General features: G+C 57.6%; 9 protein-coding genes. 4 read left to right on the forward strand and 5 right to left on the reverse strand.

Going from position 1 to position 14,034, the window contains the following annotated elements; all coding sequences use genetic code 11:
* Positions 1 to 52 precede the first annotated feature (52 nt).
* Positions 53 to 529, reverse strand: a complete 477-nt coding sequence (locus CMQ96_RS00835) for a 4Fe-4S dicluster domain-containing protein (protein WP_024357850.1) — start codon at positions 527 to 529, stop codon at positions 53 to 55.
* Positions 526 to 2,466, reverse strand: a complete 1,941-nt coding sequence (gene ygfT / locus CMQ96_RS00840; protein WP_049085325.1) for a formate-dependent uric acid utilization protein YgfT — start codon at positions 2,464 to 2,466, stop codon at positions 526 to 528. The genes CMQ96_RS00835 and ygfT overlap by 4 nt, the downstream gene beginning before the upstream one ends.
* A 510-nt stretch (positions 2,467 to 2,976) precedes the next feature.
* Between ygfT and CMQ96_RS00845 the strand changes: the two genes are divergently transcribed.
* Both CMQ96_RS00845 and fdhF read left to right on the forward strand, forming a co-directional pair.
* Positions 2,977 to 4,449: a nucleobase:cation symporter-2 family protein gene (locus CMQ96_RS00845; RefSeq protein ID WP_004133613.1), complete on the forward strand. Its 1,473-nt coding sequence runs from the start codon at positions 2,977 to 2,979 to the stop codon at positions 4,447 to 4,449.
* A 136-nt stretch (positions 4,450 to 4,585) separates the two neighbouring features.
* Positions 4,586 to 6,733 (forward strand): formate dehydrogenase subunit alpha, encoded by a 2,148-nt coding sequence (gene fdhF, locus CMQ96_RS00850; protein WP_098065684.1) that lies wholly within the window; start codon positions 4,586 to 4,588, stop codon positions 6,731 to 6,733.
* A gap of 64 nt (positions 6,734 to 6,797) precedes the next feature.
* On the opposite strand, the gene CMQ96_RS00855 is transcribed toward fdhF, so the two are convergent.
* The 3 genes from CMQ96_RS00855 to CMQ96_RS00865 all read right to left on the reverse strand — a co-directional run bounded on the left by CMQ96_RS00855 (position 6,798) and on the right by CMQ96_RS00865 (position 11,152).
* The gene (locus CMQ96_RS00855; protein ID WP_098065686.1) at positions 6,798 to 7,403 is read right to left on the reverse strand and encodes an NTP transferase domain-containing protein; all 606 of its coding nucleotides are present in this window, start codon (positions 7,401 to 7,403) and stop codon (positions 6,798 to 6,800) included.
* Positions 7,404 to 7,468: 65 nt separating this feature from the next.
* Positions 7,469 to 7,927: a (2Fe-2S)-binding protein gene (locus CMQ96_RS00860; RefSeq protein WP_098065688.1), complete on the reverse strand. Its 459-nt coding sequence runs from the start codon at positions 7,925 to 7,927 to the stop codon at positions 7,469 to 7,471.
* A gap of 12 nt (positions 7,928 to 7,939) precedes the next feature.
* Complete coding sequence (locus tag CMQ96_RS00865; protein ID WP_098065690.1) at positions 7,940 to 11,152, reverse strand: molybdopterin cofactor-binding domain-containing protein; 3,213 nt, start codon at positions 11,150 to 11,152, stop codon at positions 7,940 to 7,942.
* Positions 11,153 to 12,160: 1,008 nt separating this feature from the next.
* On the opposite strand from CMQ96_RS00865, the gene CMQ96_RS00870 reads away from it, so the two are divergent.
* Together CMQ96_RS00870 and CMQ96_RS00875 are read left to right on the forward strand one after the other, a co-directional pair.
* Positions 12,161 to 13,600, forward strand: coding sequence for a sugar porter family MFS transporter (locus tag CMQ96_RS00870; RefSeq protein WP_004133618.1), 1,440 nt, complete (start codon positions 12,161 to 12,163; stop codon positions 13,598 to 13,600).
* Positions 13,597 to 14,031 carry a PTS sugar transporter subunit IIA gene (locus CMQ96_RS00875; protein ID WP_004133620.1) on the forward strand — a complete coding sequence of 145 codons (435 nt, stop codon included), beginning with the start codon at positions 13,597 to 13,599 and terminating at the stop codon, positions 14,029 to 14,031. Before CMQ96_RS00870 ends, CMQ96_RS00875 begins: the two co-directional genes overlap by 4 nt.
* The last annotated feature ends 3 nt before the right edge of the window (positions 14,032 to 14,034 follow it).

The raw sequence follows: 14,034 nt of genomic DNA on the forward strand, positions 1-14,034 counted from the left end.
AACTCGGGCGTGTGAAATTGCCCGGGGGCTTCCGCGCCGCCGGGCGCAACGTTTACAGCGACAGCAGCGCGGCGGTGGCGATATTGCGCTGCTTTTGCAGCGCGCTGAGCTGCTCTTCGGTCATGATACTCAGCGCCGCCGTCGGGCAGACGTCAACGCAGGCGGGGCCGCGCTCCCGGGCGCCGCAAAGATCGCACTTAACGATAACCGGCGTCAGGCCGGCCGCCACCTCGATGGCAATCGCCCCAAACGGGCAGGCGATCGCGCAGCTCTGGCAGCCAATGCAGCGCCCGCCGTCGGCTTCCACCTTCTCCGCCCCCATGCTCAGCGCCCCGGTCGGGCAGGCGCCCACGCAGGGCGCATTCTCGCACTGATGACACATCACCGGTACGCTAAGATCGTCGAGGCGCATCACCTTCAGGCGGGGGTGAAACTCCGCCCCCGGCGCCACGTGTTCCAGCGCACAGGCTACCTCACAGGTCCGGCAGCCGATGCAGGCCTGCGAACTGGCAACGATAAAACGGGTCATATCTCCTCCCGGGCCGTGAATTGCGCCAACATCTCGCTGGCCGCCTGCCGCCCGGCGACCATGGCGGTGACCACCAGGTCCGCGCCGGTCACGGCGTCGCCGCCGGCAAAGATTTTGTCATGGCTGGTTTGCGTCGTTCCGCGCCCTTTGCCGCCGGTGACTATCTGCCCCCAGCGGTCCAGCTTAATGCCGTGGCCGCGCAGCCACGGCATCTCGTGAGCCTGAAAGCCAAACGCCATAATGAGCACATCGGCTTTAAGTTCAAACCCGGAGTCCGGGATCGGCTGCGGCCGGCGGCGGCCGTCCGGGCCCGGATCGCCCATCTTCGTGCGGATCATCTCCACCGCGCAGACCTGCCCCTTACGGTTGAGCTGAATGCGCTGCGGCTGCACGTTAAACTCAAATTTCACCCCCTCTTCCCGCGCGTTCACCACCTCTTTTTTCGACCCGGGCATGCTTAGCTCATCGCGACGGTAGGCGCAGGTTACGCTCTCGGCCCCGCGACGAACGGCGGTGCGCAGGCAGTCCATCGCCGTATCGCCTCCGCCAAGCACCACCACGCGTTTCCCCTTGATGTCGGTCAGCGGATACTCGGCGCTCTCTTCGAGCCCCATCACCTCGCGGGTGCTGGCAATCAGAAACGGCAGCGCCTGAATCACGCCGGGGGCGTTCTCTCCCTCCAGACCGGCGGCCATCAGACCGTAGGTGCCCACGCCGAGGAAAACGGCGTCATAGTTTTTCAGCAGATCGGCAAAAGCCACGTCGCGTCCCACCTCCTGGTTGAGATGAAAATTGACGCCCATGGCGCTAAAAACGTCGCGCCGCCTCTCAAGCACGTTTTTATCCAGCTTGAACGGCGGAATACCGAAGGTCAGCAGGCCGCCGATTTCCGGATGGCGATCGAAGACGTCAACGTGCACGCCCGCGCGCACCAGAATATCGGCGCAGCCCAGTCCGGCGGGCCCGGCGCCAATCACCGCCACCCGCTCCGGGCGCGGGGCCACGTTGTCGATGGTCGGTCGCCAGCCCATCGCCAGCGCGGTATCGGTGATATAGCGCTCAAGATTGCCAATGGCGACCGAGCCGCCCTCGTTCTTTAAGGTGCAGGCCCCTTCGCACAGCCTGTCCTGCGGACAGACGCGGCCGCAAATCTCCGGCAGGGAACTGCTTTGATGGCACAGTTCCGCCGCCTCGATAATCTTGCCTTCGTTCACCAGGCGGATGAAATCGGGAATGTGGTTATGCAGCGGACAGGTCCAGTTGCACCACGCCTTCTGTGCGCAGTAGAGGCAGCGTTCGCTCTCATATTCCGCATCGCGCTCGCTCAGCGGCTGATAGATTTCGCCGAAATGCCGCAGGCGGTCATCGGCGGGCACTTTTTTCGCCCCAACGCGCGGAGGTTTATTGAGTATCGCGTTACGTCTCGCACCGCGAACGCTCTCCAGCGGTCTTTCCAGCGCGGAGCGGATCTGCCGCGCGGTGCGCAGCTGGTTAACGGCGGCTTCATCCATCAGGCGCAGCGCCTGGGTTGGACAGCTGGCTACGCAGGCCTGCTGGCCGGACGGGTGCTGACGGCAAAGATCGCACTTCTGCGCCAGCTGCGGCGCGTCGTCATCGTTGGCCACCATCTCAATGGCGCCAAAAGGACAGGCGATGACGCAGTTTTTACAGCCGATGCACAGCGCCTCGGTAAACTGAACGCTGTCGTTAGCCACGCTCAGCGCCTGAGTCGGGCACGAGCCGACGCAGGGGGCGTCGTTGCAGTGGCGGCAGGTCGTCGCGCTGCTGGCCTTGCGGTTGAAGAACACGCGGATGCGCGGAAGAAAGTCGCTGCGCTGCTGGGGCCAGCTGTCCTGGCGATGAGAGGTGACGCAGGCCACTTCACAGGCGTGGCAGCCAATACAGTTTGCAGAATCGGCAACGATAAATTTATTCATTTGCTTCCCTTTATTATTCCAGGACTCACCGGGGAGCAATGCAATAATCAGACGCTTTTTTAAAAGCGATTAATATGCCGCTCATTTTTGCGAGCAGCCTCAAAAAAACGGCTTTATTCCCGCTTAGCGACTCGATAAATATCCCCTGCCGCGGAGCGATGATGTTTTCCTTCACCCGGGTTTAATCATGTTGATAATTCACCGTATCGATCGCGATACCAAAATGAGATTCTGCCTATCTCAATGTGATAGCGCGCGTTTATTTATCGCGGGGCGTCTTGCAGGAAATTTCAGACTGGAAGATATTCCGCCCTTTTCGCGTGAGTTATTTCACACAATTCCCCATCAATTCCCTCAGCGCTTATTTTTGGCACAGCTTACGCATATCCCTCATTGTGCGCGCAACACGCTGATGAACGTATCGGCTCAGGGAGGCAGCGGCCTTCGAATCGTAACTTCAACTTTGTCCTCGCTTATACAGAGTGAAGTCGTACAGGAGATAACAACTTCATGAAAGATATCGCCAATTCCGCCTCACGAAACGGGAGCTCGACCGCGCCGGTCGATGAAGTTTTACCCGTTACGCAAATGATTCTTTATGGGCTACAGCACGTGCTGGTGATGTACGCCGGCGCCGTCGCGGTTCCGCTGGTGGTGGGCAACGCGGTAGGGCTCCCGCCGGAACACATTATTTTACTCATCAGCGCCGACCTGTTTATCTGCGGCGCGGCCACCATCGTGCAGTCGCTGGGGGTCGGTAAGTGGCTCGGCTGTCGGCTGCCGCTTATCCAGGGCTGCACCTTCGCGGCGCTAATCCCGATGGTGCTGATCGGTAAGGAGTACGGGATCGGCGGTATTTCCGGGGCGGTGATCGTGTCCGGTATATTCATCCTCTGCTGCGCGCCGTGGATTAGTAAGCTCATCCGCTTCTTTCCCAAGGTGGTGATGGGCAGCATCGTCACGCTTATCGGCATGTCAATTATGCCGGTCGCAGGCGGATGGATTGGCGGCGGCAGCAGCGAAATGAGCGGCTTTGGCGCCCCCTTCTCGCTGCTGATGGCGGCGATTACGCTGGTGATTATTCTCAATATTTACACCTTTGCCTCCGGCGTCGTGAAAAACACGTCGGTGCTGATCGGTCTTATCATCGGCACCGTACTCTGGAGCTGCTTTAAGCCTCTCGACTTTAGCCTCGTCCACGCCACCCCCTGGCTCCATCTACCGACCCTGATGCCCTTCGCCAAACCTGAGTTTCACATTATTCCCGTCGCCCTGCTGTCGATGGTGATGGTGGTGGTAATGGTGGAAACCATGTCCTCGATGATGGCGACCGGGGATATCGTCGGGAAAAAGGTGGACGCGAAGATGCTGCGCAACGGCCTTAACACCTGCGGTATCGCGACCACTATTTGCGGCTTCTTCAATCTGTTTCCCTACGCCGCGTTCGCGCAGAACGTCGGCCTGATCGGTTTAACCGGGGTGCGCAGCCGTTTTGTGGTGTCGGTCTCCGGCATCATTCTGATTCTGATGGGCGTGTTCTCAAGGATGGCGGCGCTGGTGGTGCTGATACCGAAACCGATCCTCGGCGGCGCGGGCATCGTCATGTTCGGTATGGTGGCGGTGTCCGGTATTCGTACCCTGGGGCAGGTCAACTACCGCAACAATAATAACGGTATGGTGGTGGCATTAACGCTCGGCCTCGGCATGATGCCGGTGCTGGTGCCCAACTTATTCACCCAGTTTCCGCCGATGGTTCAGCTGTTTCTGCACAGCGGGATTACGATCGGTACCCTGACGGCTATCGTCGCCAACCTCACCCTCAACGGCAGCGTACCTTTGCGCGTTAACCACGAAACGCCGGTCCCCGATCCGGCCCCGCCAAGCTCGGCGGCGCGCAACATGGCCGTCAGAACCGTCAGAATGTGGCTCCTGCTGCGCAAAGTTCAAAAGGAGAGACAGCCGGAAGAAGCCCAGGAGGGGTAATGATGCTCACCAGACTCCTGTTCGCATTGCTAACCCTGCTGCTGCTGGCGATCCCCGTCGTGCAGCAGGGGATCGCCCAGGGCCTGAACGGCCGCTTTAGTTTTGCCCTGCTGTTCTAAGGTTAAGGACCCTTGCTATGAAGAGAATAACGACCGTCTGCCCCTACTGCGCCTCCGGCTGCAAAATGCAGCTCACGGTAGAGGAGGGAAATATTACCCGCGCCGACGCCGCGATGGGAAAAAACAATCAGGGTACGCTGTGCCTGAAGGGCTACTACGGCTGGGATTTTATTAACGATACCCAGATCCTCACGCCGCGCCTGAAAACCCCGATGATCCGCCGCCAACGCGGCGGCAGGCTAGAATCCGTCTCCTGGCATGAGGCGCTCGATTACGTCGCCACCCGTCTGAGCGCCATTAAAGAGCAGTATGGGCCGGACGCGATTCAGACCACCGGATCTTCGCGCGCCACCGGCAATGAAACCAACTACATCATGCAAAAATTCGCGCGCGCCGTTATTGGTACCAATAACGTCGACTGCTGCGCTCGCGTCTGACACGGCCCTTCGGTTGCAGGTCTGCACCAGTCGGTCGGCAACGGCGCGATGAGTAATGCCATCACCGAGATCGATAATACCGATCTGGTGTTTATTTTCGGCTATAACCCAGCGGATTCGCACCCTATCGTGGCGAATCATATCCTCAACGCCAAACGCAACGGGGCGAAAATTATCGTCTGCGATCCGCGTAAAATCGAAACCGCGCGCATTGCCGATCTGCACCTTGCTCTGAAAAACGGCTCCAATATTGCGCTGCTCAACGCCATCGGGCACGTCATTATCGAAGAGGATCTGTACGATAAATCCTTCGTCGCCGGGCGTTCCGAAGGCTTCGACGCGTATCGCAACATCGTCGAAAGCTATACGCCGGAATCGGTGGAAGCCATCACCGGCATCAGCGCCAGGCAGATTCGCGAATGCGCGCGGCTGTACGCCACCGCCGGAAACGCCATGATTCTATGGGGAATGGGGGTGACCCAGTTCTGGCAGGGCGTCGAAACGGTGCGCTCCCTGACTAGCCTGGCGATCCTCACCGGCAACCTGGGGAAACCGCACGTCGGCGTTAACCCGGTACGCGGCCAGAACAACGTCCAGGGGGCCTGCGACATGGGCGCGCTGCCGGACACCTTTCCGGGCTATCAGTATGTGAAATTCCCGGAAAACCGGGAGAAGTTCGCCAACGCCTGGGGCGTCGAGAGCCTGCCGGAGAACCCCGGCTACCGCATCAGCGAGCTGCCGCACCGCGTGGCGCGCGGTGAAGTGCGGGCGGCGTATATCATGGGGGAAGATCCGCTGCAGACCGACGCCGAGCTTTCCGCCGTGCGTCAGGCCTTCGAGGATTTGGAGCTGGTTATCGTCCAGGATATTTTCATGACCAAAACCGCCGCGGCGGCCGATGTGATTCTGCCCTCGACATCGTGGGGCGAGCATGAGGGCGTCTATACCGCTGCGGACCGCGGCTTCCAGCGTTTTTTCAAGGCGGTAGAGCCGAAGTGGGATCTGAAGACCGACTGGCAGATCATCGGCGAGATCTCCACCCGCATGGGTTATCCGATGAAGTACGACAACACGCAGCAGATCTGGGATGAGCTCCGCCAGCTGTGTCCCAACTTTTTCGGCGCGACCTACGAGAAGATGGGAGAGCTGGGCTACGTGCAGTGGCCGTGCCGCGACGAGTCGGAGGCGGACCAGGGCACTTCGTATCTGTTTGCGGAGCGCTTCTCAACGCCGAACGGGCTGGCGCAGTTCTTCACCTGTGAATGGCAGGCGCCGATCGATAAGCTGAGCGACGAGTATCCGCTGGTGCTCTCCACGGTGCGCGAAGTGGGCCACTACTCCTGCCGCTCGATGACCGGCAACTGCGCGGCGCTGGCCAAACTGGCGGACGAACCGGGATATATCCAGATCAACACCGCCGACGCCAAACGGCTCGGCATTGAGGACGAAGAACTGGTGTGGGTTAACTCGCGCAAAGGCAAGGTGATTTCCCGGGCGAAGGTCAGCGACAGGCCGAATAAAGGGGCGGTCTATATGACCTACCAGTGGTGGATCGGCGCCTGCAACGAGCTGGTCACCGAGAATCTCAGCCCGATAACTAAAACCCCGGAGTATAAGTACTGCGCGGTTAACGTTGAGCGCATTGCCGATCGCCAAGCCGCCGAACGGTACGTTATTGATCAATACAACCAGCTGAAAACCCGTCTGCGCGACAGCGCCGCAGGGTAAAAAATATCGCCCCGCGGTGCGCACCCCGGGGCGATAGTGTCTCTTCTCATTCCCTTCGCCAACGCTAACCGACAGCGGCCTGATCCTTACGGCAGCGACGCGCGACCTCAAGATACTGCTGCGGAGTATCAACGTCCCAGTGAATCCCCTGACTCGCCACGGGAATAACGCGCACCGCCATCTGACCGATAACGTCTCGTAGGGTGGCCCCTTGCGGGGCGCGATGAATCAGCGAGATTGCCCGCTGCGGCAGAAGAACCGGGTGGCCTTTACCGCGCTCGTAGGCGGGAATAAGACAGCTCTCGGCGTCGGGGTTGTCCCACAGCCGGCGGTAGACGCCCGGCGTCACCTCCGGCATATCGCCCAGCGCCAGAAAGAACCGGGAGTCGCGAATATGGCTGACCCCGCACTGCACAGAAGAGAACATGCCGTCCTGATATTGCGGGTTAAAGACTACCTCAACGCCCGGATGATCCTGATAGCACGCGGCCAGTTCATCACCGCGAAACCCCGTCACCAGCACCACCCGATCGCAGAACGCCAGGGCGCTGGCCAGGGCGCTATCCAGAATCGTTCCTTTGCCCCACGGCAGCATCATTTTCCACTTGCCCATCCGGCTTGAGAGCCCGGCGGCCAGCATAATGCACTGTTTATCGACTTTTTTTCTCATTGTCATCCTCCTCCTGCAGCCGAAAAAGCGCCGCCGTCGACTGGCGACGGCGGCGCTTGCGGCGATCAGGGTTTCAGCACCGCTTTAATCGAGGTGATGATCGGCTGATATCCCGTACAGCGGCAGATATTGCCCTCCAGCGCCTCTTTCAGCTCATCGTCGCTGGGGTTCGGGTTGGTATCCAGCAGCGCCTTGGCGCTCATCAACACGCCGGGCGTGCAGAAGCCGCACTGAACGCCGCCGTGACGAATAAAGGCGTTCTGCAGTTTTTTACCGACCGGATCGTGGTGCAGCGCTTCGACGGTGGTGACCTCCGCCCCGTTGCACTGGGCGGCCAGCAGCAGGCAGGAGCAGACGGATTTGCCGTCCATAATCACGGTGCAGGCGCCGCACTCCCCCACCGAGCAGCCCTCTTTGGTGCCGGTTAGCTTCAGCTCCTCACGGAGAAAATCGATCAGGCGGACATTGTCTTTCACATCGCGGGCAATGCGGATGCCATTCACTTTTAGCTCAATATGATTCATGTTCATGGCTCCTTATTTTTTCTGCTCTGTCATGACTTCCTGCAGCATCTGCCGGAACATATCGATAAATACCGGGACCTTATAAGGCGCTGACCAGCGTCCCCCGATGGCTTTCTCTACCCTGGCGTGAAGCACGCCGGCCGCGTAGTCAATGGTGGCGGCGTCCAGCGTCCGGCCGATGAGCGCCTGCTCAACCTCAAGCAGCCGCTGCGGTTTGGCCAGCAGCGCGCCATCCACCAGACGGCACAGGCGAACCACGCCCTTATCGACCATGAACTGCCCGGTCAAGCTCTGGCGCGTAATGTTCAACGCATTGCGCCGGCCAAGCTGCAGATAGCGATTGATCAGCGGCTGCTGGGTCGGCGCCGGCAGGATAAAGCGGATAACCAGCTCATCGGGCTCAAGAAGGGTGCGATAGCCGCCGATGACAAATTCGCTGACCGGCATCCGGCGCGTCCCACGCGCGCTGCGCAGCTCCACCTCCGCCTCGTAAATAATCAGCGGCGGCATAGAATCCGCGCACGGAGCGGCGTTGACGATGTTGCCGCCGATAGTCGCCCGATTGCGCAGTTGCAGGGAGCCGACGGTTTTACAGGCGGTAACCAGCAGCGGATAGCGCTGCTGAATCAACGGATGCTTAACCAGATCGGTAAAGCAGACGCCGGAGCCAATCGAGACGCCACCCTCAACGTCAAAAATCTCCTTCAGCTCCGCCAGCCCGGCGATATTGACAAGCGGCACCTCGCCGGACAGCATCCGGGCCTGCACCAGCACATCGGTACCGCCGGCGATGGGCATCGCCCCCTTCCCGGCCATCAGCGTCAGGGCCTGCTTCAGGGTTTGCGGGACGCTCAGCGACAGGGTATTGAGGCGATGAACCTGTTTCTTATCGCCAGACTCCAGCATCTGCTCGCTCTGGCGCTCCGGCTTTTTGAGGTTGTAACCCAGGCGAATCTGCTCGAGGGTCAGCGGCAGGGTCCGGTTAGGCCGCCCGATGGCGAAGCTCACCGCATTGTTGAGGGCCGCAGCGCCGAGCTCCAGTACCGGTTCGCCGATAACTTTCGCCCCCATCGGCCCCGCTTTATCGTAGTTTTCCACCGCAATGATATCGATGTGCGGCATATCCTTGATGGTCGGCAGCAGATAGGTATCAAAGTTTTCCGATTTCACCACCCCGTGCTCGGTGTTGAAATCCTCCAGCATGCCGTAACCGATCATCCCCTGCAGCACGCCGCCGTAAACCTGGCCGCTAAAACCAACCGGGTTAATGACTTTACCGACATCGTGGGTGGCGACGACGTTATTGACGGTGATTTTGCCGGTGCGCATATCCACCGCCACGTCGGCCAGCTGGCAGCCGTACACCCAGGTGAAATAGGGGCTGCCGCAGCCCTTCTCTTCATCCCAGTGAATATTCGGCGCCACGTGCCAGCCGTAGGCGGAGAGGTTGGCCCCGGTCGCCCGGGTCATATCGCACACCTGCTGGAAGCTGAGGCTCAGCTCCGGGCGGCGGCGGTTAAACACCTTGCCGTTTTGCCAGGCGATATCGTCGATGCTCTGCGCTTTCAGCGTTTCCCTGACAGCCTCCGCCATGCGTTGTTTAATTTTGTTCGCCGCGCTCAGAATCGCCTGTCCGCCCATCAGGGTACCGCGCGAAGCGACCGTTGAGCCGCCGTCGGCGATCATCGCCGTGGCCGGTTCGCTGAACATCACCCGCTCGAGCCCAATCCCAAAGGCTTCCGCCGCCAGCAGCGACATGGTGGTCTGCAGCCCCTGTCCGTTCTCCGATACCGAGGTGGAGATGTTGACGCTGGCGTCGGCATTCACCTGAATCAGCGCCGAGGACGCATCCAGACCCTCGGCCCCCAGAGAGCAGCCGCGATGGCTCAGCGCGAAGCCAATCCCGTAGCGGATCGGTTCGCCTTCCGCGTTAAGCTTTTTGTAGTGCTCGCGTTTGGCCTCGTATTCCGCCTTGAGCAGCGTTTTCTCCAGCACCTCCTGCGCGGAGACGGTATGCTCGCTGAAGACCTGCCCGGCCATGCTGGTGTCGCCCTGCTTAAGTATGTTGCGCAGACGGAATTCGACGGGCGACAGGCCCAGTTCGCCCGCCACGTCATCCATCAGCGATTCGTTGGCGAAAATGACCTGCGGCGCGCCGTAGCCGCGGTAGGCCGAGGTGTAGTTGTTGTTGGTGTAAACGCCCACCAGATCGACGCGCACGTTAGGAATATTGTAGGGGCCCGCCGCCTGCACGGAACTGCGCCAGGTGACAAACACCGTCTGGCCGCAGTAGCTGCCGCCATCGGCGATAATGTCGATTTTAATCGCCTGAATACGCGCATCGTCGTCCACGCCAATGCGGTATTTCATCTTATAGGGGTGGCGCTTGTAGCTTTCGCGCATCGACTGTTCGCGGTTATAGGAGATCTTTACCGGCCGCCCGGTCAGGTGCACCAGCAGCGCCGCCCGGCAGGAGACGTTATCAATAATGTCATCCTTGCCGCCGAAAGAGCCGCCCAGCACGGAGCGCTTAATGTTCACCTTCGCCTGGGGCAGGTCAAGATATTTGGCAATCACCGCCCGGGTGCGGTGAGCGTTTTGAATCGACCCCTCGATGGTCATGATCTGTTCATTATTATCCAGATAGGCGGTAATCGATTCCGGCTCAATATAGCCGTGCTCCTGGAAACCCACCTCATACTCGCGTTCGAAAATATGGCTGGAGGCGGCGAATCCGGCGTCGATATCGCCCTTCGCCGTATGGTGGCGGTTAATGATGTTGCTATCGAGTTCGCTGTGAATAAGGCGCGCCCCGGGCTTCATCGCCTCTTCCGGGGAGGTAATTGGCTCCCACGGGGTGTAGGTGATTTTGATTTTATCGACCGCGATGCAGGCTGCCTCGTAGGTTTCCGCCGCCACCACGGCAACCACGTCGCCGCGATAGGCGATCTCCTTGTCGATAATCGGCGGATGATCGGGAACGATCGCCCCCAGCTTGCGCTGGCCGGGAATATCGTTCCAGGTGGCAATACGCACGACGCCGGGCACTTTTTCCGCCTCCGACAGGTCGAGCGCGTCGATGCGCCCGGCAGGTATATCCACGTAGCGACAGACGCCATACAGCATATTGTTCATAATAATGTCATCGCCGTAGACCGCTTTACCCGTCACCTTGGCGAGCCCATCGACGCGGGGCACCTCACTGCCAACCAGCAATGTATCCATATTTTTCAGTCTCCACTCACAAAGAAAGATAACGGAATAAAGCAATGGCTATGCCACCTATAAATAAAGGGTTATTTCAGGCTGAGTTATGTGAGGCGCCTCTAAAAATAGCGGCAGGTTAAACCAGAAAAAGCGGATGATATCGTCGGGAGGATTATCAAAAAGAGAGCGTGCGTATCACAATGATAATTGGCGCTTCTCAATGGTATTTCTCAGAGAGGGCCCGCCGCCAGGTATTGACCATAAGTATCATTACCCTCCATCAACCGGCGTCAAAAAGCGCGCTGACGGCGCGATCCGTTCAACTTTTCCCTTACCGCTGCGCCCTTAAAATTTCGAATAAAAAATAAAATAAACTCAATAATGAAATTTAAATTCCATAACCAGGTGTGTTAACAAATGTGATATATATCATAATTTTAACAATTCACTTCCCTGATGTCGCCGTGAAAGGGGGTAATCAATCATAAAAATTACTTTATATATCAGTTAATTATAAAAACAACCTTTATAGACACATAGATGTTACAGATAAGCCACAACGACAAAGCGAAATAAAACTTTCAAAATGTGATCTGTTTGCACTTTTGTTTCAGTTACAGCGGTAATAATACCCTCTCACTAAACGCACCCTGACCACCTTGATGGTGCAGCAGAAATCCAAACCCCGGAGGATGCAATGAAGGAAGTGAGATCAGGAGTTATCAGAACCGTTTATGTTGGCCCTTGCCATACCATCCGTTCATACCACAACGCTGCCCGGGACATGTTGAACCTCACCCATCCCGGAGGACAAAACCCCGCGTATACCGATGATTCATCATTCATCAAAAAGAAACCTCTTTGACCGGTTTTATTTAGCGCGCTGCAATCGCGCTGGATAGGAGCACTCAGGGCAAAAAACCATTTTATGTCAGCCAGGCTTCATAAAGCGAAAAGACAGAGCGTGGTTGGGATGGGATGACACATTTTTATCTCGTGCCGTTAATCAAAACAAAAGGTATAAAAATGTCTCTTATTATGAATCTGAACCTACAGCAGAGAAAGCGACTACACCAAATAACCTTAGTAGCGACATTCGGTGGCCTGTTATTCGGTTATGACACCGGCGTTATTAATGGCGCATTTTCCTCACTGAAACAATATATGGCCTTGACCCCGACCACAGAAGGTCTGGTCATGAGCGTGTTGCTGATCGGCGCCGCGCTAGGTAGCGTTTTCGGCGGAAAATTCGCGGATTTCTTTGGCAGAAGAAAGTACCTGCTCTTTTTATCCTTCATCTTTTTCATCGGCGCCTTAATGTCCGCGCTGGCGCCGGACATTACCGTACTGCTTATTTCACGTTTCATCCTCGGCTATGCCGTCGGCGGAGCCTCGGTCACCGCTCCCACCTTTATTTCTGAAGTGGCGCCCACCGAAATGCGCGGTAAGCTGACCGGCTTAAACGAAGTCGCCATTGTTATCGGGCAGCTCGCCGCCTTTGCTATCAACGCCATTATTGGCATTCTCTGGGGCCATCTACCGGACGTCTGGCGCTATATGCTGATGGTGCAGACGATCCCCGCCATCTGCCTGTTTATCGGTATGCTGCGGTCGCCGGAAAGCCCGCGCTGGCTAATCAGTAAAAACCGTCATGAAGAAGCGCTGGAAATATTAAAACAAATCCGCCCGCTTGAACGTGCAACCAAAGAGTTCAACGATATCACCACCTTGATTAAGGCCGAGGCGGACAAAAAGCTGCATTCCCAGAACGCCTTTATCACCATTCTTCAGACGCCGTGGATTTTCAAACTCCTGCTGGTCGGCGTGATTTGGGCGGCGCTGCAGCAAACCACCGGGGTCAACGTCATCATGTACTATGGTACTGAGATCCTCAGCAGCGCCGGCTTCTCAGAAAGAACCTCCCTCATCTGCAACGTACTCAATGGCGTGTTCTCCGTCGGCGGCATGCTCTTTGGCGTGCTATTCCTCGTTGACCGTTTTAAACGTAAAACCATCATTATTTATGGTTTCGCGCTGATGGCCACCCTGCACCTTATCATTGCCGGCGTAGACTACACGCTGGTCGGTGACATCAAAGCAACGGCAATCTGGCTGCTCGGCGCGATGTTCGTTGGCGTTATGCAGGGAACCATGGGCTTTATCACCTGGGTGGTGCTGGCGGAGCTTTTCCCGCTGAAGTTTCGCGGACTGTCGATGGGCATATCGGTATTTTTCATGTGGGTGATGAACGCCATCGTCAGCTATCTGTTCCCATTATTGCAGGCCAAGCTCGGTTTAGGTCCGGTATTCCTGATTTTTGCCGCGATCAACTACCTGGCGATTGTCTTTGTGATAACGGCGCTGCCAGAAACATCGAATAAATCGCTGGAGCAGCTGGAAGAGGAGCTGTCGGCAAATAAATCTACTGCAGGATTCAATACGGCCACCAAGGAAAGCGGATTATGATCGATACTATTACGCAGGATAATCTCCATCTGTCGTGCCGGGCGAAAAATAAAGCGGAAGTGCTGGCCATGATTGGCGCGGACTTCAGGTCCAGAGGGTACGTCAGCGAAGATTGCGTGGCGTTTCTTGCCGAAAGAGAGCGCCAGGTCTCCACCTTTTTGGGTAACGGCATTACGCTGCCGCATCTGCCTAAATCAGCCACCAGCATCATTGTCAAAACGGGGGTGGAGATTTATCAGTTCCCTGACGGCGTGATCTGGGACAGAAATAACGTCATGTTTATTGCCATTGGCGTGATCGCCAAAGAGAGTGAGCATATTGATGTGCTGAGAGAGGTGGCGTCGATCTTTAGCGACGAAGTCATCGCCAGAGCGCTGTCGTTGATTGCCAATAAAGAGGATTTTTTAAGGATCCTCCAGCAGAATCACTAAACA

Origin of the sequence: Klebsiella sp. MBT K-1 (genome assembly GCF_002556465.1) — a bacterium.
Classification (GTDB): Bacteria; Pseudomonadota; Gammaproteobacteria; order Enterobacterales; family Enterobacteriaceae; genus Klebsiella; species Klebsiella grimontii.

What these genes read in the sequence shown, in the direction of transcription:
- CMQ96_RS00835 (WP_024357850.1), bottom strand. Translation starts at nt 529, where the DNA reads ATGACCCGTTTTATCGTTGCCAGTTCGCAGGCCTGCATCGGCTGCCGG.
- ygfT (WP_049085325.1), bottom strand. Translation starts at nt 2,466, where the DNA reads ATGAATAAATTTATCGTTGCCGATTCTGCAAACTGTATTGGCTGCCAC.
- CMQ96_RS00845 (WP_004133613.1), top strand. Translation starts at nt 2,977, where the DNA reads ATGAAAGATATCGCCAATTCCGCCTCACGAAACGGGAGCTCGACCGCG.
- CMQ96_RS00855 (WP_098065686.1), bottom strand. Translation starts at nt 7,403, where the DNA reads ATGAGAAAAAAAGTCGATAAACAGTGCATTATGCTGGCCGCCGGGCTC.
- CMQ96_RS00860 (WP_098065688.1), bottom strand. Translation starts at nt 7,927, where the DNA reads ATGAATCATATTGAGCTAAAAGTGAATGGCATCCGCATTGCCCGCGAT.
- CMQ96_RS00865 (WP_098065690.1), bottom strand. Translation starts at nt 11,152, where the DNA reads ATGGATACATTGCTGGTTGGCAGTGAGGTGCCCCGCGTCGATGGGCTC.
- CMQ96_RS00870 (WP_004133618.1), top strand. Translation starts at nt 12,161, where the DNA reads ATGTCTCTTATTATGAATCTGAACCTACAGCAGAGAAAGCGACTACAC.
- CMQ96_RS00875 (WP_004133620.1), top strand. Translation starts at nt 13,597, where the DNA reads ATGATCGATACTATTACGCAGGATAATCTCCATCTGTCGTGCCGGGCG.